The sequence below is a fragment of the Pedobacter steynii genome (genome assembly GCF_900103665.1).
GTDB lineage: Bacteria > Bacteroidota > Bacteroidia > Sphingobacteriales > Sphingobacteriaceae > Pedobacter > Pedobacter steynii.
The window spans coordinates 115,080-140,928 of the sequence record NZ_FNGY01000013.1; the positions used below are offsets into that span (position 1 = coordinate 115,080).

A 25,849-nucleotide genomic window follows, 5' to 3' on the forward strand; every position below is an offset into this window, starting at 1 on the left:
GAAATTCCGGAGTCTTGTTACAGTAAATGATTTACGCTTCCATGAGATCTTTGTAGAAAATAATATTTAAATTTGAAGTATGAGCGTATTAGTAAACACACAGAATGAACAGGAAGAAAAAGTTTTATTGGCTTTTCTGGACAGCTTGCGTTATAAATACCAATCTGATGTGGGTGATAAAGCCGAGCAAATTAATAAGGCTTTCCTTGATCAATACAATAAGGAGATCGACCAGGCCGATGCAGAAATTGAAGCTGGGAATTATGTTAACCATAGTGACGTAGAAGAGTTGTTTAAAAAACGGAGAAAAGCTCTTTAATGGAAATTAAATGGAATAAGTTAGCTGTAAAACAGTTGCTGGATGCCATTCAATATCTTGAGGATAATGAGCTTTTTGCTTACGCGGAAAAAATAGAGAAGGAAATCTTATCTAAGATTAAATCTCTTCCTAAAACATCACAGATTTATCAGCTTGATCGACTAAAAAAGAAAAATAACGGTGATTTTCATGCATTTGAAGTCGATAGGTATAGAATATCATATCGAAAAATGCCTAAGGAGATACGCATCTTAAGGATTCGACATTCAAGCAGACGACCGTTTACCAGATAATCCTTATTTACTCCACAACAGGCTGCTCATTGAGTTGTTGCGCCTTCCTTTTCTTCAGGATATACTTCAGTACCACCAAAGCAACGATCACAAAAATGATCAGGTTAAGATATCCCCAGAAAACCGTTAAAGCAAGAATGCCCAGCGCATAAGGCATCCATAAATAAACATTCTTAATCACCTCTCCAAAATGATAAATGCTGATCAGCAGGAAACACGCAATCATGACCATTAGTATCGAACGGGAATTAAAATAATCCGTTAATATGTCAAACCAGGCTGGCTGAATCACCTTTCCTCCTGCTTTGATTCCAAAAAAGCCACCTGTAGATTTTTTTATTAATACAGACACCTGTTTTCCTGATTTCAAATCTGCCGCTTTAGGATGTGGCGCATACCACCATAGGGGATAGTTTTGATGTAACACCAGGTTTCCAGTGCCCAGTTTCAGTTCTACTGTATGGTTATTCTGATAATAACCAATTCCAATAATAGCGGTATCAATTTTTCCGCTTGCCTTTTCATAAAAAGCCTCTGGGAATGTGGCCTTTAGAAAGCCAAAAATGAAAGTAAAGGAAAATATTACGACTAATATTAACCCGGGCCAGCTTGTTTTATAAAATGAGATTGCCTTTTTATACATTGATTCAAACCCCGTTAATGTACAAATAACACTATAGCTTAACACTACTAACAGTTTTAAGCTCAGAAAGTTCTGAACTTAAGTAAATATACAAAGATTTGGATGGTATTGTTAAATTCATACATTTGAATTAATCTAACCTAAACCTCCTATGTCCAAGCATTCACCCGACTTAAATAGCCTGATCAGTCACATTGCTTTATATGACAGTCAGAGTTCCTATGAACAACTTTTTAAGGGATTGTTCCCTTCTTTGTACAGGTTCAGCTATTGCATATTAAAGTCGAGGGAGCTATCTGAGGAAGTGGCAAGTGATGTCATGATTACGCTTTGGAAGAACAGACAGAAATTGCTGGAAGTGGAAAATGTCAGGGTTTATGCTTTTGTGATTGCCAGAAACCTTTCCCTGAATGTCCTGAATAAACACGCCAGACAAGAACTGGTTTCTATAGATGACATTGAGGTTGAAGTGACCTTAGATGCTTTAAATCCTGAGCAATTGCTGATTAACGGAGAACTAAAGAAAAAGCTGGAACTCGCTACACAGTCTTTACCGGGCAAATGCCAATTGGTATTCAAGCTGATCAAAGAAGATGGGTTGAGTTACAAAGAAGCCGCGGCCATTTTAAATATCTCTGTAAAGACGGTAGATGCACATCTCGTTGCCGCCGTAAAGAAATTAACGGCCATTCTGAAGATGGAATTTAACCTCATGTAATTTATTTTCATTTTTTTTCTTGTCAGACTAGGGAGTTTCCTGAAAAATATTGTCCTATACAAACAACCAATATAAACTTCAGAACGAACCGTCCAAATGGATAGCAATAGAATAATAGAACTATTGGCCCGAAAAATGGCCAATGAAGCGACACGGCCTGAGCTGGAAGAGCTGGATGAACTCATGGCTATCTATCCTGATTCCCTGCATTATGAGGAGGTATTGAAAGAAATATGGAGCGATTCCGGAGAAGAAAAACCTTTGCATAACCTGCACCTCAACCGACTATTTGAACAACATAAACTGAAATTTTCTGAGGAATTTGAACCTGATGTACAGGAAGAAGCGCTACCTGCCGGCTGGTTTAAAAAATACGCTGGTGTTTTTGCCATCGCCTGCAGCCTGTTTCTGATCTGTCTTGCCGCTTTATTTCAGCTGAATAAAAAGGCCGTAGACTTCGACACAGAGATTGTGAGTGGCAAAGGAATGCGTAAAAAGATCACCCTTCCGGATGGCACACTCGTTTGGCTCAATGCAGACAGCAAACTCTCTTATGATAGTGACCTCGATGAAAAAGAAAGACGATTGGTACACCTTGTCGGAGAAGCTTTCTTTGATGTGGCCCATCGGAAAAACCGTCCTTTCATCGTGCAGACCAACAAGATTTCAATAAAGGTTTTAGGTACGGCGTTCAATGTGAAAGCTTACGACCTGGATCAGGTATCTGAGGCCACCCTGCTTCGTGGATCGATAGAATTGTCGGTCAACAACAGATCTCAGCAAAAAATCCTTTTAAAACCTTCCGAAAAATTCGCACTTACAGAAAACAGGAAGACATCAAAAGACAAACAAGCCAGGCTTCGGGATTCGGATGATCTGACCTTAAAAATAGAAAATATAGCTCCGGTACGAATTGCAGGACAGGATTATATTGAAGAAACTTCCTGGAAGGACGATGTCCTCGTCTTTAAAAACGAGTCATTTGAAGAATTAAAACCTAAACTGGAACGCTGGTTTAATGTTCAGATCGAGATCGGTGGGAACGTACCTAAATCTTACCGCTTCACCGGGATCTTTAAAAATGAAGACATTAAAGAAGCCTTAACGGCGATGCAATTAATCAAACCTTTTCACTTTAACCTTAAAGCAGATGACGTAATTATTTACTAGACCAAAAAAAAAGGGAGTAAATGCGCCAACATTTTCCCCCTTTTCCAAACCTTCATGGGTAGCTAAAGCTACCATTATCAGATTTTTAACTTTGAAATTCACAAATCTATGAAAAAAAAAGGACTGTGCAATAAAGTTCTATGTGCCGGGTTTTCCCGAAAAAAAATATTACTAATGTTAAACTGGAGCTTTGTTTTTTCGTTCCTCCTGTGCATACAGGTATCGGCAGCGACCTATTCACAAAATACCAAGGTGGATCTGGACCTCAGAAAAGTGAAATTGAAAGAGGCCCTGACCATCCTCGGACAAAAGGGTAATTTCAGATTGCTTTACAGCGAGGAAGATCTTCCTGCGGGGAAAAGTATTACCCTCATCGAAAAGGATATTCTGGTGTCTGATGCACTGGCTATTTTCTTAAAAGGCACTGGATTAAAATTCCAGTCGCTGGAAGATAACCTGGTGGTCATCCGCTCAAAAAATGCAGATGTCGCAGACATATTGGTAAAAGGAACGGTTACCGATGCAAAAGGTGTCGCTGTTCCAGGAGCAAGTATTAAGCTGAAAGGCAGTAGTATCGCGACTACAACTGATGCTACCGGAAGGTACAGCATCAAGGTTCCGGATAATGGTGTCCTGATGTTTTCGTATATCGGATTCGTGAGTCAGGAGATAGACGTAAACAACCAGAGCACCATCAATGTGAAATTGCTGGAAAATAGCCAGGACTTATCGGAGATCGTTGTTGTAGGTTATGGTACACAAAAAAAGGCAGTAGTTTCCGGAGCAGTGACCTCTGTAAAGGGGACTGATCTGGCCAAAACTCCCACAGCAAACCTATCCAATTCCCTTGCGGGAAGGATGCCGGGGGTAACCGCGATGCAATCGAGTGGAGAACCGGGGTATGATGGTTCTTCGATCCGTATCCGTGGTGTCAACTCCCTTGGAAACAGTGATGCCTTAATCGTGATCGATGGGGTGCCTAACAGGGCGGGTGGTTTGGAGCGTCTGAACCCGAATGATGTAGAAAGTGTATCTGTACTGAAAGATGCTTCGGCGGCAATTTACGGATCCAGAGCAGCAAACGGTGTAATCTTAGTGACCACCAAGCAAGGTAAAACGGGTAAACCTCAGTTTTCTTACGATTATGCCTACGGATTACAACAGCCTACCAGAACACCTAAGATGTCGAACTCGGTTCAGTATGCAGAAATATTGAATGAGTTGAAAATCTTTAGCTCAGATCTGCCAGACAACCAATGGGGCGCAGCATCGCAAGGCTTTAAAAATACAGGATCTTACCAGAGACCTGATAATGGGAATACGATTACTGCTGCTTTCCGTCCGGATGAAATGGAGAAATTCAGAAACGGTTCTGATCCACTCCGATACCCAAATACCGACTGGTTCAAGACCACCCTTAAAAACTGGTCGCCGCAGCAAAGACATAACCTGCAGATCAACGGAGGTGCAGAAAATATCAAATACCTGATTTCTATGGGCTACCTCGATCAGGATGGCTATTACAAAAAGTCGGCAACGGGGTATAAGCAATATGACATGAGGATTAACCTCGAAGCGACACTAAATAAATACATCACCACCACTCTGGGCGTGACTGCTAGAGAAGAGCTGAGGAATTTTCCTACCGTCGGCGCAGGAGATATCTTTAGGATGCTAATGCGTGGAAGACCTAACGAAATGGAGGTCTGGCCAAATGGTTTGCCAGGACCTGCCATTGAATACGGTTACAATCCTTATGTGACGACCACAGATCTCACGGGGTATAATAAAGATAAAAGAGACTATTTCCAGACCACCGGTAAAGTAGAAATCAAGATTCCGGGTGTAGAAGGGCTAAAATTAACCGGTACAGCTTCCATCGATAAGTTTGCAGGCCGACAAAAAAGATGGCAAACACCATGGACTTTGTACAGCTGGGATAAACAGACTTTCGAAGCAGATGGGGTAACACCCAAACTGGTTGGAGCGGTGAGCTCTGAACGTAAAGATGCAAGTCTGTCGGAAACTGCCGGAGATCAGTTGGCGATCAACCTGATGACAATGGCTAACTATGATAAGAAAATCGGAGAACATGCTTTTAGCCTGATGGCTGGTATGACGAGTGAAAAGGTAAATAATGATGGCTTCAATGCTTCACGCCGCTATTTCCTTTCTACCGCTTTACAGGAGCTGGTGGCAGGAAGTGATAAGGAGCAAACGGTAGGCAATCCTGCTGATGGGCCAAATAACTTGTTTAACCGTGCACGTCTGAGCTATTTCGGAAGAGTGGGGTACAACTATAAAGAAAAATATCTTGCCGAATTTCTTTGGAGGGTAGATGGTTCTTACATCTTCCCGGAGGATAAACGTTATGGCTTCTTCCCGGGCGTATCGCTGGGCTGGCGCTTGTCTGAAGAGCCTTTCTTTAAAGACAACGTGAAATTTGTAAACAACCTGAAATTAAGAGGATCCTGGGGACAGATGGGAGCAGAGGCCTATTTTGGAGATGCATTGGCTGAATATCAATACCTGAGCACCGCAGGTTTTGGAAATTATGTTGTGAATGATCAGCTGAGCCAGACTTTGTCTGAAAACCGTGTTCCCAATCCGGACTTCAGCTGGGAAGTAGCGAACAATACCAATATTGGTTTAGATGCTTCCTTCCTGGACAACAGGCTAACCCTGGAGTTCGACTATTTCTATAATAAAAGAACAAAAATCCTGATCGGAAGAGGAAATTCCATTCCTGAAAGTTCAGGGATTATAGATAAGCTGCCTCCGGTAAACCTGGGGAAAGTGAACAACAGTGGATACGAATTTAAGCTGAGCTATAATGACCGGGCCGGCGAGTTTGGCTATGGCATCAGCGTAAACGGAGGCTATGCGAAAAATAAGATTGTTTTCTGGGATGAAACTCCGGGTGCACCGGAATGGCAACGTTCTACAGGCATGCCTACCAAAACGGAATTGGCATATCAGTTTGCAGGAGTATTCAAAGATCGGGCGGAAATTGATGCCAATAAGATTAATTACAGCGCGATTACGCCGAAGTTATTGCCTGGAGATATGAAATTTCAGGACACGAACGGAGATGGAAAAATCAATGCTGACGACCAGATCAGGTTGGATAAAACAAGCACGCCAACCTTCACCGGCGGACTAAACCTGAACCTTCAGTATAAAAACTTCGACCTGTCTGTTTTGATTCAGGGCGCTACTGGTGGGGTACAGATTATCGGCTTAACAGAATCCGGCGATATCGGGAATTTCCTGGAGTGGTCTTATAAAAACCGATGGACGATAGAAAATCCAAGCTCCGAAAATCCACGCCTCTCTAACCGCGGGAAAACGTATTATACCGATTTGAATAATGCAGCCAGAAATACCTACTGGATGCGCAGCAACAACTATATCAGATTAAAGAACGTGGAATTGGGTTATTCTTTATCAGGTACTTTGAGTAAAAAGATGGGACTGACTGCTTTGAGGGTTTATGTAAGCGGACTGAATCTGTTTACACTGGATAAGATCAAAATCTGGGATCCGGAATCTACCAATTCCAGTGCGCAGTATTATCCGCAGGCCCGGGTGATCAATACCGGAATCAAAGCTACTTTTTAAGTCAAACCAGGACCACTGAAACTAAAAAATATAGAGATGAAATTAACAATCAAGAATACATATATATGGGCAATTGCTGTGATGGCTTTGCTGGCGGCGAGTTGCAAAAAAGACTTTCTTTCTGAAAAACCACCAACCACTATTCCTACAGAGCTGATCTGGCAGGATGGGGGCTTAGCTGATGCTTTTGTACTGGAGATTTACAACGGCCTGAGTGTAGGCGGTTTCTCAGAACAGATGTTGTCGTCAGTATCGGATGAATCACTTTTTACCCATCCAAACAGGGGAATAGATCTGGTGAATTCCAGTACGATTAACCCTTCTACATTGGGCTGGGTGGATGATACCTGGGGTTATGCGAAAATGTATAACCGCATCCGGAGCTGTAACATCACGATAGAGAAGTTATCAGGAACAGAGAATGGCCTTACGGATCAGGCCTTGAAAGACAGGCTCCTTGGAGAAGCTCATTTCCTTCGTGCCTATTTTTACCATCAGCTGTTAAGGTACTATGGCGGTGTTCCGCTGATTACCAAAGTTTACGTTTTGAATGATGATTACAATGCAAAACGTGGAACTTATAAAGAATGTGTCGACTTTATCCTCAAAGATTGCGAAGACGCAAACAGATTGCTAACGGGTAAAAGTATCGGAAAAGGAAGGGCTCCGGCATTGGCTGCACTGGCTTTAAAATCCAGGGTTTTACTATACGCTGCCAGCGATTTACATGACCAGACTAAAGCCAAGGCGAAATCTACTTTGCTTGCAGGTTTAAATGCAGAAGCACTCGCACCATTGGTCTACACGGATGGCGATCAGCAGCAACGTTGGGCAGCTGCACAGCTTGCCGCTAAAGTGGTAATGGATGCAGGAACCGGATATAAACTAACGCTTTCCGATAAGGTTTCTCCGGAGGAAGGACGTAATAATTATAAAAGTCTTGCAATGGGTGGCGGAAGTAAAGCACCAGGAATTGATGGAGCCGCAGGTGCTGAATTAATCCTGGCCAGGTATTTTATCGACCGTAGTGACATGCGTTATGGACGTGCAAATGGTCCTAACGGATACCGGAACTGGGCAGGTAATACGCCTGTAGGTTTATTGGTTGACGATTATGAAATGGCAGACGGAACAAAGTTCAGCTGGTCTGACCCTGTAAAAAAAGCAGCGCCTTACCAAAATAGAGATCCACGGTTTTATGCCACTGTACTTTATGATGGCGCGGGATGGAAACCAAGAGACAAGGTGTCTGGAGATGTAGATCCGGTAAGCCAGATTCAAACCGGTGAATATGACCTGATGGTAGAAGGAAAACTGATCACTGCCAAAGGTTTAGATACCCGTTCGGGACCTATTGAAAGCTGGAATGGAAGCTGGACAGGTTATTATACCCATAAGTTTATTGATCCGGATCCGGGTATTGTAGATGCTTCTATGCCTCAGTTTGTGCCCTGGCCATTCTTCAGGTATACAGAAGCAGTGATGAACTATATCGAAGCGAGCATTGAGGTTGGTCAGGTAAATGAGGCCCTGCTTTGGTTAAACCGGATTCGCTTCCGTTCAGGAATGCCGGCGATAACAGAGACCGGACAAAATGAACTCAGAGAGATCTACCGACATGAACGCCGCATAGAAATGGTGTACGAGGAACAGCGTTATCATGATGCCCGCCGATGGATGATCGCCAAAGAAACACTTGGCCGAAAAACGACTTATATCAAGGTAACAGGTAAGTTTAAGCCTGGAAAGACCCTGTCAGGGAAGTACAAATATGATCCTTCTATTTACGATTATACGTATACACCTACCACAGAGACCGCTCAGGAAGACCGTTCCTGGGATGACAAGATCTATTTCAGGCCTTTTAGTCGTGATGAGATCAATAAAAATAAAGAATTGAAACAAAACCCAGGATATTAATATCAATCCCCCCGCTTTTTTAATATCTATCGACCGTACCAGCTCACACACTGGTACGGTCTTTTTTATGGATATTATCTCCTTTGAGTAAAGAATATCTTACTGGTTTTTCTAGCTTTGTTTGAAACAACAAAGAGATAGTAATGGAAGTCAAAAATTTAGAACCTCAGGAACTTTGGAATAATTTTGCAAACCTGAACGCAGTGCCGAGAGCTTCAAAAAAAGAAGAAAAGGTGATTGAGTTTATGGTTAACTATGGTAACAGCCTTGGTCTGGAAACCATTCAGGATAAAACAGGCAATGTCGTGATCAGGAAAGCAGCAACTGCCGGTATGGAAAACAGACAGGCAGTGATCATGCAATCACACCTGGATATGGTTCATCAGAAAAATGGCGACAGCAATTTCGACTTTGCAACACAAGGAATTGAAATGTTTGTAGATGGCGACTGGGTACGTGCAAAGGGAACTACGCTGGGAGCGGATAACGGAATCGGGGTCGCAACCATTATGGCCATCCTTGCTTCTTCTACTATTGCTCATCCTGCCATTGAAGCTTTATTTACCATCGATGAGGAAACCGGAATGACGGGTGCTAAAGAACTTGATCCGGCTAATCTATCGGGAACTATTCTGTTAAACCTGGATACGGAAGAAGATGATGAACTGACCATTGGCTGTGCCGGTGGGATAGATACGAACAGCATTTATCACTATAAACAAATACCAGCAGCTAAAGATCACCAGGCGTATCAGATTACAATCAAAGGGCTTGTTGGCGGACATTCCGGAATGGACATCCACAAAGGAAGAGCAAATGCCAATAAGCTGATGAACCGCTTGTTTTATGCGGGTCTTAAAGCAGTAGACTTACAATTGAGTACCGTAGATGGTGGAAGTTTAAGAAATGCAATTCCACGTGAATCTAAAGCCGTAGTTAACGTTCCGGCAAATCAAAAAGATACCTTTCTTGCTTTTATAGCTGATTTTTCGGCGATTCTAAAAGAAGAATACCAAAGCATCGAAGCCGGGTTAAGCATCAGTGCTGAAGAAACTACCCTTCCTGAACATGGAATGGATAAAGCTGATTTCCAAAAAATTGTGAATGCAATTTATGCAATCCCTAATGGTGTATTTAGAATGAGCCCTGATATTGCTGACCTGGTTGAAGCTTCTTCAAACCTGGCAAGGGTGATCATCAAAGGTGGTGAGTTTGTAACGCAATCCCTGCAACGAAGCAGTGTGGAAAGCACAAAAGACGATGTGGCTAATGCAGTAGGTGCAGCATTGGCAAATATGGGCTGTGATGTTTCCCGAAGCGGAGATTATCCGGGCTGGAAACCAAATGCAGATTCTGATATCTTAAGATTGATGACCGCGTTGTATAAAACAACCTTCCATTCAGAACCAAATGTAAATGCTTGTCATGCCGGTTTAGAGTGTGGTATTTTAGGTGCTCACCTTCCGGGAATGGACATGATCTCTTTTGGTCCTACGATTCATGGGGCACATTCCCCTGATGAATGCGTGAAAATCTCTTCGGTACAGAAATATTGGAGCTATTTATTGAAAGTTTTACAGGAAATCCCTGTTAAGAAATAGCCGGCAGGCTTAATGAATCAGGTATATAGCATAGCGATATACCTGATTTGTTCTTTTATAAACCCGCAGAAAACTATTTTTTCTGAACCTCATAAATCATATACGCTTAACCTGAATTTTACAATGCAACCTTAGTTTTGCGCCATAAATATTTGGTTAGTATTTATAAGTTTAGGTTTAGTTGATACAGGAGCCCCGATGGATGTCGTGGCTTTTGTCTTTTATGACTAATCCGGATCTGTAACTTTAATACATTGGAATGCTCTAATGTATAGAACCCTTACCATACACGACCTTAGCCATTTCCGAATATGAATAAAAAAGCACTTCCTATTGGTCTGTTTATCATGCTGTTGTTTCTGAGTTTTAAAAGTTCTGCTCAACTACAAACCCTCAAAGGCAGTAAACTGAGTGTGGAACAATTAGACAAATTTATTAAAAAACAAATGGATTCTCTGGGCCTCCCAGGTTTATCATTTGCGCTGATCAATAAGGGTAAGGTGGTTTATCACCGCTCCCTTGGGGTTTCAGATATCGTGACTAAGAAAAAGGTGGATGCGAATTCCCTTTTTGAAGCGGCCTCTTTGTCAAAGCCCCTGTTCAGTTATTTTGTATTGAAGCTGGTTGATCAGAAAGTGCTGAACCTGGATACTCCTTTGTACAGGTATTTACCTTATCCGGATATTGCCAAAGATGAATGTTATAAACTGATCACGGCACGAATGGTCTTGTCTCATACTACTGGCTTCCCAAACTGGCGTTACTTCGATAAGCGTGATGAAAACCGTTATAAATACGGTGAATTATATATCAGGTTTACTCCGGGAACGCAATTTGCCTACTCAGGTGAAGGGTATTCTTATCTTGCCAGAGTGATTGCGCATTTAAATCACCTGACTTTACAGACGCTGGATCCGTATTTTCAATCAGAGGCAGCTAAGCCGCTTCAGCTCAAAAATTCCTGGTTTAGTGGAAATGATTACATCACCAAACATAGGGTGAAAGGGCATGCTGATGGAAAGCTGACCGGCAAGCGATGGCCAACTGCCTTTCCGGAGCAGGATTCAACCTGGTTTGAACCTGCAGGAGGATTACATACGGAGGCAGTAGATTATTCGACCTTTCTGATTGCGCTGATGACGGGTAAAGGACTGTCAAAAAAGAGTAGCAATGAGCTGTTCAAAGAACAGGTGCAGCTCGATAAAAGTACGCCACATTTTCTGGTCAATGGAGATGCGGCATGGGGGCTGGGAATTGCAATCCGGCCCGTAAGTTATGGGGTAATATATGAGCATGGCGGAAATAACGGAGACGCTCAATCCGGGTTCAAGATCAATAAAGCGAACAAAAACGGCTACGTGTTTTTTACCAATTGTGACAAGGGGGTCGTTTTTAACAAAAATATAGGCACTTTACTCGGCAATTAGAACCGTAATTAAATCTGAGTTTAAAGCAGGATTTATGAATCTGGCATTTGAAGAATGCTGTACTCCTAAATCCTGCTGAGTTTATTTCTGTTTCGGCAAGCGCTTAATCCATTCTCGGATCAATTCCACACCTTCTTTATGAACAATGGTCCGTGCCAGTTCCGGCATCGCTGTTCCAGGTTCTGTACTGTTCATTCTATACAGGAGTATGGATTGCTCAGGTACTCCAGGGACGATGTCGTAGTCTAAACCTCCGGCACCTCCACCGGCCGAAACCGGTGCTTTTCTCATGCCCAAATGATCAGCATTGGTTTCCTGATAATCTAAAAACAATCCGGTATTGTAAGCATCGCCACCTTTAGTATGACAATGTGCGCAATTTACATCCATATATGCCCTGGCCCTTTGCTCCAGACTATAGCGCTTTTTGTCCGTCCAGACTGGCAGCTGATGCACTTTGCTCAGCTCGGGCAATCCGGTAAGTCTGGCTTTGGCTACCCATTGGCTTAGTTGGTTTACCGTCTGTCCGCTAAGGGTAAAGTTGAGGTTTCTTGCCTTAGGGCCAATTGGGGTTAACGTTCCATCTTTGATGTGACACCTTTTACAGTCGTTGGTATTTGGAACCTGATAATTGGTGAAATACTTTTTCCCCTCTTCATCAAGTAACGTAATCGGAACCCGGGCTCCGGTAATGTGTTTCACTGCCTCTGTTTGTTCCTTGTTCCAGAGGTAGTTCATCACTTTCCATTTTTTATCCTTTGGATCTTTTACCAATAAACGGGTTTCAATCATCACTTTTTGATGCGCTACATTGGTATACGCGAAATTTTTAATGATGATGCTGGAATCAGGAAAGTCTAAAGCACCACTTTCGGTATATTTTATGGCCTTGCCGGCCGGTAAAACGATGAACCGGTCTTTAATGGCATAGTCGGTAAACAAGGGAGTGCTCAATTCATAACTAAAAATCCCGGCTGCGGGATTCAGGTCTTTGAGTTGTCCTTTGAAAAAACCGTAATCGGAAAGCTTCTCTTTAAATTGGAAATCCCCTTGATTTACAGGCTTGGTTTTATTTTTGCAACCCTGCTCCATCAGCACGGAAAATGTAGTGCTAAAGAGGAGCAAGGTGCCAAAAAGATAAGTTTTACGCATCTTTATTTGCATTGGTATGGGCTAATGTTGGTGTTGGGTTTCCAGTTTTCAGGTTTCGCGATGTTGAGGAAATCGGCATTCACGAAGACATTGTCGCCGGGCTGTTTGATACAAATAGAATCCGGATTTGCTGCGGTTCCTTTAGTCAGGATATTGCTGGTAATCCCATCGTACATAATCCAGGGAATGCGTTTGTTTTTACGGGCAGGATCCAACCTGTTCAGCTGAGCTTCTGTAGCCACAAGCAATTGTCCGATCCGGTGTTCATAAGCAGGCTTAGGAAAAGCAGGTCCCATTTCTATAGTATTGTCGTGGATCCTGATGTTTTTCGGAATAGGGGAGTAATTGGCATTGATCTTTTCGCCGGCTTTCTCATCTACGGCAAAGCCCGAAGCAATGGTGATGGAAGAGGTGTTATTATTAATAATTTTATTGTTGTAGATTTCAATGTCTGAAGCCGCGAGGATGATGATTCCGCTTCCCGGCGAGGCATTTCCAACGCCCCAGGTGGTGCCGAAACTACCTGCTTTAGCGAAATTTCTAAAGTTGTTGTCATGGATATTATTGTTGTAAACTTTCACATGGCCCCCTCTTTTTGAAAGGTCAGGAAGGTCAAAAATTAAGAAACCTGCGGTATTGTTATAGAACTCATTGTCGTAGACTTCTGCATTGGAGGTATTCTCAATTTCACAACCAGCCACATTTTTAGCTGCCTTACATTTTCTGACGATGGCACTGTCGGTCTGGCCAACATAAATTCCGGCGTCCGAAGAACCTTCTGTATAGCAGTTTTCGATCAGCACATTTGTACACAATACCGGATAGATGGCATAGCCGCCGCTGGTAGAATCGGCTTTGCTCCATACCGCATGGAGATTGGTTACCGTCACATTGCTGCTCTTGTTGATTTTTAGCAAATCGCCTTTGGAGTCCCTGATGGTCATGGCATCAATGGTAAAGCCTTTCACGTCGGTTACCCGGATGCCTTCGCCACCCTGCGTCTGTCCGGAGAAATCAAGAAAAGTCTTGTCATGGCCTTCCCCCTGAATCAGGATATGGTTGACCTGGGCAATACTCAGGTTGTCAAATTTATAGTTTCCTGCTTTGAGGAGGATACTTGTGCTGTCTTTTAAAGATAAAAAAGCTTCCGCAATTTTAGCCTCTTCACCGGGTTTGAAACTGAGGACAGTGGTGTAAGTGTCTGTCTGGTTTGTTTTGCGGATACAGGAGCCCAAAATACCGGTCATCAGTAATAAGAGGAGTGATGTAGTGAGGGAGTGTTTCATATTTGGTTCGTTTTTGTGGGTTTGATTAAAAGATATTGTAAGCATAGGTCACATAGTATACCGCTCCGATATTTGGATTGGCAACCCCTGTGGTATAGTATTGATTGGTAATATTGGTGGCACCCAGCCTGATTCCAGAACGTGCCTTGATGAGCTTGTAACTGATCTGTGCATCAATCACCGCCGAACTCGGTACCTGACCAGCTGCAAGACCTCCGGAAACGACATAGAAATATCCTGGTTTATAACGCAGGCTGGTGCTGAATGACCATTCTTGTTTTTTACCGAAACCACTGTTTCCAAATTCCATATTGATGTGGTAGCTCGGAGTGTTGAAGTTGTTGATCTGAGAATTGTTCTTATTCTTAATATGGTCTGAAAAGTAATTGACCTTGGTCAGGAAATTATGGCCGAGGTCTACACTGACACTGGCGGCATAGCCATAGGTATTTACCATTTGCCCGCCGTTAAAGGCAATGTTGTATTGAATATAGGTGCTATGGTCTTTAAATGCAGTCACATCATTTGTACCTGGTGTATTGGCAACATTTGCATAGCCAATAAAGTTTTTCCAGGTAGCGTAATAACCCAGCACATCGAAGATCACCCGCTTTCCGATCAAGGCTGCATAGCCGAGTTCAAATGCGTTGACCGACTGTGGTTTGATATCATTGTACTGGAATTTCTGAAGTACACCTGCATCGCCTGTTTGCTGGTATTTGGTGACACTTTCCAGGGTATAAGGTGGGAATTTGTTAAACTGATAGTTGTCATTTAACAGGAGAGAAGAGCCACCGGAAGAAAAGCTGTTGTAGCCACTCAGCGTATTTTGCAATGCCTGAATGTTGGAAGGAAAACTATAGGCATTCTGATAAGAGAACCTGATGAAATTTTCTTTTACTGCTTCAAAAACTAAGGAAGCCCTTGAAGTGACTTTTGGCGAGGAAAACAACGTGTTTTTATCATAGCGGAAGGAGCTGCTGATGTTGAGTTTATCATCGGCAATTTTCTTGGCCAGCTGAATATAAGCACTGTATTCTTTCACATTGATGGGCTTGCTCTTATCCGGAAAAAGCGTGTTTTTACTGTTTAAGCTATATAAACGCCAGTTTGCGCCTGCGATGACACTCATGAACTTTACGAGATCACTAAAGTTGTACTGTGCTTCCGCATTGTATAATTTACTGCGGTCGAGGAAGAGCGTGCCTCCGTCGGAAATAGGGGTATTGGTAATGCTGTCTTTCAGCCGGTTAAAGAGTGGGCTTCCCAACTCTGCCCGTCCCTGATCTGCAAATGCGCGTGCAGCTAAATGTGCTTCATTTAGCCCTGATCCTCCGGCCAATGCATTGATCAGACCGTAAGTATATTCCGGATACCATCCTCCGGTATTGCCGTCATAACTTGTTTTCCAGGATTCATTGATGTATTGTGCGGTAGGTCCGGCAACGATGGTCCGCCCGGAATTCTCCTGAGTGGTATACGTACGGACAAACCATTTGTCACTTTTAAGTTCCATTTTGTATTGACCAACTTTAAAACCTTTCAGCTGATAGCGGGTATCATTGGTGTATACAATATTTCCCGTTCCGTAAGTTCCGGAGATGAGTGCCTCGAGTTTTGGATTGATCTTATAGCGCAGTTCTGCATTTACTTTAAAAAGCCTTGCTTTATTGTCCAGGTAGCCGTATTCCGGGTAGCCGGTTCTTGCTACATAATTCGACTTGGTGAGTAAGGGATCGATAATTGGGGCCAGCGCAGGATCTCCTGCCAGTGCGGCCTGCAAAAAAGGAGAAATGTCAACAGAGGTCGCCCCTCCATAATAGTTTGCACCATTGTAATTGGGGTCGTTAAGGGCCGTTCCCGGTCCGTTTTTATTGCTGGCATCATTTGCCACCCAGTCTTTTGCCTGCGTATATTGAGAATTAATTTTAAAGGCGAATTTCTCATTGATCTGTTTCGCATAGCGAATGGTCCAGTCGTAATAAGCGGAGGGGGCTACCGGATCATTGTTATTTTTGTTGTTCAGGTGATTGGCCCCCTGAGTGACGAGCACGCTTAAACCCTGATATTTAAAAGGGTCTTTGCCAGACATGATCATCGTTCCGTTCAAACCTCTGGAACCATAAAGTGCAGATGAGGCTCCGGAAAGCATTTCTATATTGTCTACATCGAGTTGTGTTAAGCTGATGGCCGAGCCAAGGGGGAAGTTAAGTCCGGGTGCCTGATTGTCCATCCCGTCCACAATCTGCGTGAAATTGGTATTCCCACTTGTATTAAATCCCCTGGTGGAGATACTGGTAAAACCGATGCTGGAAACCGTTACATCCACTCCTTTTAAGCCCTGGATCATGTCCATATAGTTTAACTGAGGCGAATTGCTGATCTCTTTGCTGCTGATTTGTTCGATCGTGACGGGGGAGGCCAGCTTTTTTTGCACCGTTCTGCTGGCAGAAACGACCACTTCCTGTCCGAGTACGGACGCAGGCTCCAATCCGATTTCCAGGATGACGGAGAAACTTTGAACAGCGACTTCTTTAGGTTCGTAGCCGATGGAGGAAATGATCAGGGTAAGCGGGAGTTTCTTTGATGTTTTCAATTGAAACCTGCCACGGTCATCAGAATAAGTGCCTTCTGTGCCATTTTTTACCTTTACAGATACCGCATAAGCAGCTTCCTGCGTGGCGTTGTTCTTAATATTTCCTTTGATTAGATTTTGCGCCCTGAGGGAATCGGGCATAAAGAAATAAAGAATCAGGCTAAGTAACATGACTTTGTTCATATTTGGTTTGGTTTAGGTTGGCAACAAAATTTTAAATAATAAAATAGCTTAAACCCCTTTTACCGTCATGAAACTACGTGAGTACCGCTATTTTCTTATTCCTGTAAAGATCAGTGATACCAAAAATTTGATATCCTGAAGACTTTGTGTGTAGTCAATTTCAGTTTCCCCTTTCAGGATCGCCTGCTGTTCTACACTATGTTTTAAAGCATCTGTAAGGTTGATGAGTACGGAGGCCGTATTTTCCGGATCAGTCATCATCAGGTTTTCCTCTTTTGCAGCTTTTTCCAGCAGCTGTGTTAAGAAGATCTTCTCCCTTTTCATCAATGCATTGTACAATTCAAAAAAACGTGGTAAGATCTTATTTAGGGTATCCACGGATACCCGGTTCATATTGAGCACGTTTTTATAATAATTAAACCTCGACTCCAGATAAAATGCAGTCCTGTTTTCTACTCCCTCTTTAAGCAAGGTGGTTTCCTGAAGAGAATTGATGAAATCTTCACCTTCCTTAAGTGCCACCTCAATAAATATATCTTCCTTATTCTTATAGTAATAGTACAACGATGCTTTATTCAGGCCAACCGCCTGAGCAATATCATCAAGGGTAGTCTTATCGAGGCCAAACTTTGCGAAACATTGCATGGCTGATCTTCCTATCTTTTCCTTTACCAGTTCTTTTTTACTCATATCCCTTCCTTAAAACTATAAACATATTTTCAATTTTCCAAATGTTTTAACAAAACGTTTGAAAATTGAAAAACTATTGTTACTTCTTGTAAACTTAACAATTCAGTGGTCCAGTTGCTATACTTTGATCTCATCCTTAATAAAAAAGCAGGCATTTCAATCTTAAGATCGAAATGCCTGCTCCTAAATTTCCAGCCATCACAGGGTGTATCGTAGCTGTTGGATGATGTTTGAATGTTATTTTAACAAAGTAATTTCAACCCTTCTGTTTTTTAATCTGCCTTCTTTGGTTTTATTATCATCGATCGGTTTGCTGTCGCCAAGACCTGCAGTTGTAATTCGTTCTGCGTTAACCCCAAGGCTAACCAGATAGGTTTTGACTGAAACGGCACGCTTCTCAGAAAGCCATTGATTGTATTTTGCCTCTCCGGTTTTATCAGAATGACCTTCAATAAGAATGGTTCTTGATTTGTCTTTCTCTCCGATTACTTTAGCAACATCAGCAATTCTTTTTTTGGATTCCTGATTTAATATGGAGGAGTTGGTAGGGAACAGGATCTCCGAACTAAAGGTGAACTTAATACCAGCCTCTGTTCTTTCTACCTGATCCTTAGGTAAGTCTTTCTTGATTTTATCCAGCTCTGTATCAGTTGTTTTCTCCACAGGTGATGGGGTGGTAACCACCGCCTTTTTCGTTTTGCAGGAAAGGGTAACGGTAAGCAATAGTGCTAAAACTAGTTTCGTTGTGTGTGTCATTAGAAATTATTTTAAGCGTAAATATAACAATGTCAAAATGAAATGCCTGATCGTCACGAATCTCTTACCATTTCTGCGATTTTTAAAAAAACCGGAAGTTAAGAAGGCAGGATATCGCATTACTGATATTTTCTTTGTTAAATAAGCTTAAGTTTTAATCGAAGATTGGAATTGAATGGAGGAAAATAACGTCATAAACAATTGTTATTATTTAGATTAATTCTTGTTAATGTTTTTACATTTGCAAAAAAAGCATTTAATGATGAAATATTTACTCTTTCCATTTTTATTACTCTCCTTTTTCTGTGCTTTTGCACAGAATATAAAGTTGCAAGGCAGGATTGCTGACCAACAGGCAAATGTTCCATTTGCGACCATTACCCTGGACGGTGAAACCAGGACCTCCAGTGACCGCAACGGCAATTACGCTCTTTTTGTGAAGCAAGGTGAGCCGCTTACTTTGAAGGTTTATGCGATAGGCTACAGGGCATTGAACCTGAAACTTGGCGCTTTAAGGCAGGATACCACGATAAATTTATTTTTAGAAGCAGAAACGAATACCCTCGATAATGTAGTGATCTCGGCCACACGTTCTCCTGAAAACATCCGAAATATCGCTTCTTCAGTTAGCGTAGTTTCCAAAAAGAAACTGGAAACGGAAATGGCGATCAACCCTGACCTGAGTTCAATTCTGGCAAACCAGGTTCCTGGATTTGCGCCTACTGCTCAAACAGGAAATAATGTCGGACAAAACCTTCGGGGAAGACCAATGCTCGTGATGATTGATGGGGTAAGTCAGTCTTCACCATTGAGGAACGCAGAAGTAGATCTTCGATCCGTAGATCCTTCAGTTTTACAACAAATTGAGGTGTTAAAAGGTGCTACCGCGATTTATGGTAACGGTGCAGCTGGCGGTCTTGTGAACTATGTTACTTTAGTGCCGGATACGGCGGCGAAGTTTGCCGGGAAAACTCAGGTTGGCCTGAATGGATCTTTGGTGAACATGAAAAATTCTGCCGGGGGCCGCATCAACCAGATGGTGTATGGAAAAGTTGGAAAGTTTGATTACGTGGCCAGCGGAACCTATGAACAAACCGGAGAATATAAGGATTCAAAAGGAGATGTTGTGGGACCTAATTATAGTTTAGGTGAGACAGACAGTTATAATGCATTTGCGAAAATTGGGTATGTACCTGCAAAAAATCAGCGTCTTCAACTCGTATATAATACTTTTAGTAGTCTGCAGAATAGCAACTTTACCCTGGTCAACGGAAATCTTGCTACTGGTCAGAAGGCGACCGGAGTTTTAGGAAAACCTCTGGGAAAGCCAACCGGTGTAAAGTACAACCACAACTTCCATTTATCTTATCAGATCGACAGTGTGTTTAAAAACACGAATCTGAATGTAGACGCATTTTATCAGAAGCGTCAGGATGTATTTTATGTTTCTTTAGGCAGGTTTGATGGGGGAGATGGACAGTCGTTGGCTACCAACGACAAAAAAGGCGCACGTTTATTCCTGCAGAGCGGACTGGTTAAGGAGCCAAAAATCAGCTTGAGCCTGGCTTATGGATTGGATTTTATGAAGGATAAAACAGCTCAGCCATTGGAAGACGGTAGAATTTGGGTGCCGACAATGGATATGCTCAATCTGGCTCCTTTTGCACAGGCAAACCTAAACCTATTTAAAGATTTGATCTTCAAAACAGGAATACGTTATGAACGGGTGAACATTAAAGTCGATGATTACCGCACGTTGCGGACTACCAATGCTGCCGGTGCAACCCTTACCCCGTCATTTGATGTTACCGGTGGAAATCTAAAATATGGAACTTATCTTTTTAATGCCGCTTTAAAATATAACAAGTATGCGGTATTCAGTCCTTTTGTAAGTTTCTCCCAGGGATTTTCTGTCATGGACATTGGTCTTGCATTAAGGGATGCTAAGGTGAAAAGCATTGATAAAATCAGTACGGATGCGGTGAAAGTAAACAACTATGAGGCTGGTTTTGAAACCATTTATGAGGGATTGTCCTTTTCTGCTGCGGCCTATACCAGTACTTCAAAGTTAGGAATAGAAGTGGTCTATGACCCTGCCACAGATCAGTTTAATACGAGCAGGAGCCCGGAAAGAATTTATGGATTTGAAATTGCCGCTAATTATGCTTTGCTGCCTTCATTGGAATTGGGAGGAAGTTACAGCTATACGGAAGGCAAACGGGACCTGAACAAGAATGGCAAATACGATGATGCCGAAGATATGTATTTGAATGGCCGACGTATTTCTGCACCAAAATATACAGGAACAATCACGTATAGACCTGTTGCCTTGTTAGAACTAACCCTTAATTACACGGGTATTGGTTCGCGCAATCGCTTTCAGAAAAATGCCAATGGCGTTTATAATGGGAATGAAGGCGCAGTTAAAGCGTATCATCTATTCAGCTTTGCAGGAAATTATAAGATTAATAAAAGTACCAGGTTAAGCCTTGGAGTCGAAAACCTGTTTAACCAGGATTACTTCCCGGCGAGGGCCCAATGGTTTATGCAGCCCGGATTCTATTCCAAAGGACGCGGTACAGCAGTCAACCTCGGATTGTCGGTTAATTATTAATAAATTATTCAAATGAATCGGAGCTGCATCATGTCTATTGATGCAGCTTTTTGCATTCTATTGGATCCGCAAACAAGAGATTTGTATATTGCGGCCAAAAATTTTAAGCCATTATATGAATTGGGAAAAGTTACTATCGGCGAAACGCTGGGGGAATGAGGATAGGTTTGCAGGGAATCAGAAAGAAGCGAGATCAGAGTTTCAAAGGGACTACGACAGGATCATTTTCTCTTCACCGTTTCGGAGACTGCAAAATAAAACGCAGGTATTTCCTTTGCCGGGAAGTGTATTTGTTCATAACCGGCTAACCCATAGTTTAGAAGTGGCGAGTGTTGGCCGTTCATTGGGAACGATTTTTTACAATAAGATCAAAGAAAATGATGCAAATATCGATGAGACCTGTCCTTTACTTTGTGAGATAGGAAATATCATTGCCTCTGCCTGTCTGGCACATGATCTTGGAAACCCTGCTTTCGGACATTCCGGGGAATCGGCGATCTCTCATTACTTTACTGATGGTGATGGTCAGCAATACGAATCACAGGTGACTCCCGGACAATGGGAAGACCTGATTCATTTTGAAGGAAATGCAAATGCCCTGAGAATCCTGACCCATCAATTTGCCGGAAAGGGGACAGGAGGTTTCGCTTTGACTTATGCTACACTGGCTTCTATCGCCAAATATCCTTGTGCTTCATTGGCAGGGCATAATAAAAAGAACATTTATACCAAGAAATATGGATTCTTCCAGTCGGAGGAAAGTGGTTTTGAGAAGATTGCAATAGAAATGGACCTGATTAAAGTTCAGGACGAACCCCTGGTCTATAAACGTCATCCATTGGTTTATCTGGTGGAAGCTGCGGATGATATTTGCTATAATATCATTGACCTGGAAGATGCACATCGCCTGAAAATCCTTTCTTACGAAGAGGTGCAAACCTTGTTATTGCCCTTGTGTAATGATCCTAAATTGCCTGCAAGGTTAGCGGAAATGGAAGACAATGATGCCAAGATTACCCTGATGAGGGCAAAGTCGATCAGTACCCTGATCTGGCAATGTTCTACGGTGTTTTTTAAAGAACAGGAAGCGATCCTGAATGGTGATTTCAACATCAGCCTGATGGACGCAATTGACGAACCTTTCCTTTCCGTAATGAAAGAGATTGAAAGAATTTCTTATAAAAAGATCTATAACTATTCTTCTGTCGTACAGATAGAAGTGGCTGGTTATCAGGTGATGGGTGGATTGCTGGAAGAGTTTATTCCTGCATACCTGCTGAATGAATCGAAGTACCATAAAAAACTGGTAGAACTGATTCCCAGGCAATTTCTGACCAAAGAAACCGATGCTTATTCTAAAATTCAAAGCGTACTGGACTTCATATCAGGAATGACAGATATCTATGCAGTAGAGCTTTTCAGGAAGATTAAGGGGATTTCTTTCCCATCTATGAGTTAGACGCTGTTAAACAAATGCGGTCTCGTCAGTTGAGTGGTTACCGTAGTGGGCTCCGTCGTTTTATGAACAGGTGTTTTTTTAGATTCATCATCATTTAGTGCAAGGGGCGACAACTCTTTGCACGCTTTTACTGAATTGGTATGGTCTTTTTCTTGCTCAGGAAGAGGGTTTTCTATGATTTGCTGAGGGGCATCAGCTTCCTTTTCGAGCACTTTATCATGATCCGGAATGTTGATCCGGCCTAAATACTGGCTGTCTGACTGTTTTGACCTGTCTTTAGCCACTACAGCGATATAGATGTCCAGATCCTTACCTTTTAAGTCGTCTGATAGCTTTAAAACATCTGTTCCCGAGCCTCTAAAATTGCCCAGACATTCGTAGGAGGCCTTTTTTCCTTCCAGATCAATGGCCAATAACATTACCTGATCTTTTGGAGAAGCTCCATATACAAGCTCGGGATTCCAGTTAAATCTTAATAAGTCATCGCGTTCCAGTTCGACCGCTACATTATTTAAGCCTGGAAGTACGCCACCGCTAAACCTGAAGCGTTCAGGGGCGATCGAGCAATCGTCTTCGTTTAGCTGAACAGCCTTGGTTTTGTTATAAGAAACCGCACCTCTGGTGCCTCCTGTCTTGGTCCAGTAGTTTCTGAACCCAATTTTTATCAGTTCTTTAATGCAGTTTAAGGTGTCCTGCACCAGCTTAAACTGTTTTCTGTTTCTGAGTTCTGCTGCTGTAGCAGGAGCGGTACGGTCAGATATAGATCTCATTCTGTCTACGCCATAGGTGCTATAGCCAACAACATTACCTATTTTTCCAGTAAAACCGCCCAATATTCCATTTTTAATTGAGGCCATTGTAATTGTTTTAAAATTAATCAGACAGCAATATAGTGATAAATAGTAGATTATTTTTGAAATTATTTGATGTTTATTAGAAATTAATACGTTGGTTACACGATAATAAAACGCTTCTGACCGAGTGTGCACCGAGTGAGTAGCGTGTAGCAAGCCTGTTGATAGCTTGTGCCGCTGCAAGCGGTCCGGTCTTTATCTGGTAAATAAATTCAACCCATGAAAAAAGACATGTCACAGATAACATGGTGATGACGCAATTAAGAGATCTGGAAGAAAAGGGGGTGATGCCCTGTTGTGCCTCTAAAAGTGGAGTATAGCATTACGGAAAAAGGATTAAAAGCGATTCCAATTATTGAACCCATTATGAAATATGGTTATGAGTTGATTCAGTAGGCAGGAATTGAGTTTCTTCCAAAACAGCGTTAATTTAGTCGGCGTATACGGTGAGATTACCTGTCTGTTCCTTAATTCAAAAAATAGTTTTTTGTAATGCTTTTGGCGAGCTATCAAAATATATAGCTCGCCAAAAGTCTATCATGTAAAGTAGTTTTGGCGAGCTATATATTTTGATAGCTCGCCAAAACTACCTATATTTGATGGGATATCTTGATTTTAAATGGGTGAAATGGAGAAGCTAATCGGTAGAGAACAGGAAAAAAATATATTGATAGATGCGCTAATATCCAATGAAGCAGAGCTGGTTGCTGTTTATGGTAGAAGGAGGGTTGGTAAAACTTTCCTGATCAGACAAGCTTACAGTCAGCATTTGATTTGTGAATTTTCGGGTGTACATCATGCATCAGTGCAGGAGCAACTTGAGAATTTTAGAAATGCTATAGCCTTGGTCTTAAAATCTCCGATACCTCCGGCGGTGCCAAAAAGTTGGACTGAAGCATTCCTATTGCTGATCAATTTTGCTGAACCATTATTGAAGAGAAAAAAGGTCGTGATTTTCTTTGATGAATTTCCTTGGTTGGGCGCTCCTAAATCAGGCTTTTTATCGGCTTTTGAATATTTCTGGAATTCATGGGGATCAAAAAAATCTAATTTAATCGTTGCTATTTGTGGTTCAGCTGCCTCATGGATGATCCAAAAAATTATAAATAATAAAGGTGGACTGCATAACAGAATTACAAAAAGGATACGCTTGCTGCCTTTTTCACTTTATGAGACCTCAACTTATCTGAAAAGTAGGCTCGTGAATCTGGATCAGTATCAGATTTTGCAGCTTTATATGGTTTTGGGAGGTATACCGCATTATTTGAAGGAAATTAGGAAAGGAGAAAGTGCTACTCAAATTATTGACAGGTTATGTTTCACGAAGGATGGATTACTTGTTGATGAATTTTATAACCTTTATCATTCGCTGTTTGAGATGGCAGACAGACATATTGCTGTTGTCAAAGCTTTGGCTGGAAAACCTTCAGGGTTAACGAGAAAAGAAATCATTGAAGAATGTGATTTGATCAGCGGTGGGGGAACTACAAAATTAATAGAGGAGTTAATGGAATCCGGATTTGTGCAGTTTTACCTTCCTTTTCAGAAGAATGTTAAAGAAGCCATATATAAATTGGCAGATGAATACAGCTTGTTTTACCTTAAATTTATTGAGCAATCCAGGGCTACAGGACATGGAACATGGATGAAGAAATCAGTTTCGCAATCCTGGAGAAGTTGGAGTGGAGCGGCATTTGAAAGTATCTGTTTTAAGCATATCAATCAGATTAAAAATGCGATCGGTATCTCAGGGATTTATACTGAAGAATCAGCCTGGAGATTTGTGCCTGGTAAGATAGGGAACGGAACACAAATAGATTTGCTGGTGGATAGACAGGACGTTTGTATCAATATTTGTGAAATAAAATTTTCCAATTCAGAATTTATTATTGATAAACCCTATGCAGTCGCCCTACAGGATAAGATGAATATATTTAAGGAGCAGACAAAAACAAAAAAAACATTGTTTTTGACCATGGTGACTACTTATGGGACTAAGGATAATATCTATAAAACCGGCCTTGTTCAAAATGAAGTGCTGATGGAAGATTTGTTTAAATTGTAAACATAAATCACTTATTCTGTGATTTTCAGTAATCCATTGCTTCTGAAATCTAATAAGTTACCTTTCCTTGTTTTCGGTTTTCCTTCTATCTCGGTCTCTTTATTTGTCTTAAGATTCGTAATTGTCACTCCTGTTTCCGGAGTCTTATCGTAAACCGTATACTTATAGCCTTTATTATTGAAATGAACATAATTCAGGTCCATGCCTTCATTCCTTGCACCTCCACCCCGGAAGTAAAAAGAATAAGTAAATTTTGACCAGCTCTCTTTTGTTTTTTCAGGAAATTCAAATTCAATCTTCTGAGCAGTTCCAAAGCGGTAGATCATATAGGCATTGGCTTTGTCTTTTGCCAATACTACACGTTTGTTATTTTTTGTAGTAAATGATAAAATAACCTCCTCATTTGGGAGGATATATTTTTGCGCATAAGAAGAAATAGAGACGGATAATAGAATTATAATTGTAAATGCGTATTTTCCCAT

Annotated in this window: 20 protein-coding genes; 12 read left to right on the forward strand and 8 right to left on the reverse strand. The window is 41.8% G+C overall.

Annotated features, from left to right (window positions below):
* Positions 1-79: 79 nt before the first annotated feature.
* Positions 80-319, forward strand: coding sequence for a hypothetical protein (locus BLQ87_RS28560; protein WP_074612312.1), 240 nt, complete (start codon positions 80-82; stop codon positions 317-319).
* Positions 319-612 (forward strand): type II toxin-antitoxin system RelE/ParE family toxin, encoded by a 294-nt coding sequence (locus BLQ87_RS28565; protein WP_074612313.1) that lies wholly within the window; start codon positions 319-321, stop codon positions 610-612. Before BLQ87_RS28560 ends, BLQ87_RS28565 begins: the two co-directional genes overlap by 1 nt.
* A gap of 7 nt (positions 613-619) precedes the next feature.
* Here BLQ87_RS28565 and BLQ87_RS28570 read toward each other — a convergent pair whose 3' ends face one another.
* On the reverse strand, positions 620-1,255 hold the full coding sequence (locus BLQ87_RS28570) for a hypothetical protein (protein ID WP_074612314.1): 636 nt from the start codon (positions 1,253-1,255) through the stop codon (positions 620-622).
* A 151-nt stretch (positions 1,256-1,406) separates the two neighbouring features.
* On the opposite strand from BLQ87_RS28570, the gene BLQ87_RS28575 reads away from it, so the two are divergent.
* From BLQ87_RS28575 to BLQ87_RS28600, 6 genes are all read left to right on the forward strand, one after another.
* Positions 1,407-1,973 carry an RNA polymerase sigma factor gene (locus tag BLQ87_RS28575; RefSeq protein WP_083362098.1) on the forward strand — a complete coding sequence of 189 codons (567 nt, stop codon included), beginning with the start codon at positions 1,407-1,409 and terminating at the stop codon, positions 1,971-1,973.
* Positions 1,974-2,069: 96 nt separating this feature from the next.
* Entirely contained in the window at positions 2,070-3,143 is a 1,074-nt protein-coding gene (locus BLQ87_RS28580; RefSeq protein ID WP_083362099.1) for a FecR family protein, read from the forward strand.
* 174 nt (positions 3,144-3,317) lie between these two features.
* Positions 3,318-6,764: a SusC/RagA family TonB-linked outer membrane protein gene (locus BLQ87_RS28585; RefSeq protein WP_083362114.1), complete on the forward strand. Its 3,447-nt coding sequence runs from the start codon at positions 3,318-3,320 to the stop codon at positions 6,762-6,764.
* Between the two features lie 36 nt (positions 6,765-6,800).
* Complete coding sequence (locus BLQ87_RS28590) at positions 6,801-8,684, forward strand: RagB/SusD family nutrient uptake outer membrane protein (protein ID WP_074612316.1); 1,884 nt, start codon at positions 6,801-6,803, stop codon at positions 8,682-8,684.
* Between the two features lie 143 nt (positions 8,685-8,827).
* Complete coding sequence (locus BLQ87_RS28595) at positions 8,828-10,285, forward strand: aminoacyl-histidine dipeptidase (RefSeq protein ID WP_074612317.1); 1,458 nt, start codon at positions 8,828-8,830, stop codon at positions 10,283-10,285.
* A 311-nt stretch (positions 10,286-10,596) separates the two neighbouring features.
* Entirely contained in the window at positions 10,597-11,712 is a 1,116-nt protein-coding gene (locus tag BLQ87_RS28600; RefSeq protein WP_074612318.1) for a serine hydrolase domain-containing protein, read from the forward strand.
* An 81-nt stretch (positions 11,713-11,793) separates the two neighbouring features.
* Here BLQ87_RS28600 and BLQ87_RS28605 read toward each other — a convergent pair whose 3' ends face one another.
* The 5 genes from BLQ87_RS28605 to BLQ87_RS28625 form a co-directional block, all read right to left on the reverse strand.
* A complete protein-coding gene (locus BLQ87_RS28605; RefSeq protein WP_083362100.1) occupies positions 11,794-12,876 on the reverse strand; it encodes an SO2930 family diheme c-type cytochrome in 1,083 nt (360 codons plus the stop codon).
* The gene (locus tag BLQ87_RS28610) at positions 12,867-14,150 is read right to left on the reverse strand and encodes a parallel beta-helix domain-containing protein (protein ID WP_172664985.1); all 1,284 of its coding nucleotides are present in this window, start codon (positions 14,148-14,150) and stop codon (positions 12,867-12,869) included. The genes BLQ87_RS28605 and BLQ87_RS28610 overlap by 10 nt, the downstream gene beginning before the upstream one ends.
* Positions 14,151-14,175: 25 nt before the next feature.
* Positions 14,176-16,929 (reverse strand): TonB-dependent receptor, encoded by a 2,754-nt coding sequence (locus tag BLQ87_RS28615; RefSeq protein ID WP_074612320.1) that lies wholly within the window; start codon positions 16,927-16,929, stop codon positions 14,176-14,178.
* Between the two features lie 87 nt (positions 16,930-17,016).
* Complete coding sequence (locus BLQ87_RS28620) at positions 17,017-17,619, reverse strand: TetR/AcrR family transcriptional regulator (RefSeq protein ID WP_074612321.1); 603 nt, start codon at positions 17,617-17,619, stop codon at positions 17,017-17,019.
* Positions 17,620-17,856: 237 nt separating this feature from the next.
* On the reverse strand, positions 17,857-18,375 hold the full coding sequence (locus tag BLQ87_RS28625; RefSeq protein WP_074612322.1) for an OmpA family protein: 519 nt from the start codon (positions 18,373-18,375) through the stop codon (positions 17,857-17,859).
* 259 nt (positions 18,376-18,634) lie between these two features.
* Here BLQ87_RS28625 and BLQ87_RS28630 point away from each other — a divergent pair, with 259 nt between their 5' ends.
* Entirely contained in the window at positions 18,635-20,989 is a 2,355-nt protein-coding gene (locus tag BLQ87_RS28630) for a TonB-dependent receptor (protein ID WP_172664986.1), read from the forward strand.
* Positions 20,990-21,104: 115 nt separating this feature from the next.
* The gene (locus tag BLQ87_RS28635; RefSeq protein ID WP_074612324.1) at positions 21,105-22,448 is read left to right on the forward strand and encodes a deoxyguanosinetriphosphate triphosphohydrolase; all 1,344 of its coding nucleotides are present in this window, start codon (positions 21,105-21,107) and stop codon (positions 22,446-22,448) included.
* Here the strand turns inward: BLQ87_RS28635 and BLQ87_RS28640 are convergent.
* Positions 22,445-23,305 (reverse strand): DUF6266 family protein, encoded by an 861-nt coding sequence (locus BLQ87_RS28640; RefSeq protein ID WP_074612325.1) that lies wholly within the window; start codon positions 23,303-23,305, stop codon positions 22,445-22,447. The genes BLQ87_RS28635 and BLQ87_RS28640 overlap by 4 nt on opposite strands.
* 294 nt (positions 23,306-23,599) lie before the next feature.
* Here BLQ87_RS28640 and BLQ87_RS34290 point away from each other — a divergent pair, with 294 nt between their 5' ends.
* Together BLQ87_RS34290 and BLQ87_RS28645 are read left to right on the forward strand one after the other, a co-directional pair.
* Complete coding sequence (locus BLQ87_RS34290; protein ID WP_218129467.1) at positions 23,600-23,698, forward strand: winged helix-turn-helix transcriptional regulator; 99 nt, start codon at positions 23,600-23,602, stop codon at positions 23,696-23,698.
* 232 nt (positions 23,699-23,930) lie between these two features.
* The gene (locus BLQ87_RS28645) at positions 23,931-25,367 is read left to right on the forward strand and encodes an AAA family ATPase (protein ID WP_074612408.1); all 1,437 of its coding nucleotides are present in this window, start codon (positions 23,931-23,933) and stop codon (positions 25,365-25,367) included.
* Positions 25,368-25,378: 11 nt separating this feature from the next.
* Here BLQ87_RS28645 and BLQ87_RS28650 read toward each other — a convergent pair whose 3' ends face one another.
* Positions 25,379-25,849: a hypothetical protein gene (locus tag BLQ87_RS28650; RefSeq protein ID WP_074612326.1), complete on the reverse strand. Its 471-nt coding sequence runs from the start codon at positions 25,847-25,849 to the stop codon at positions 25,379-25,381.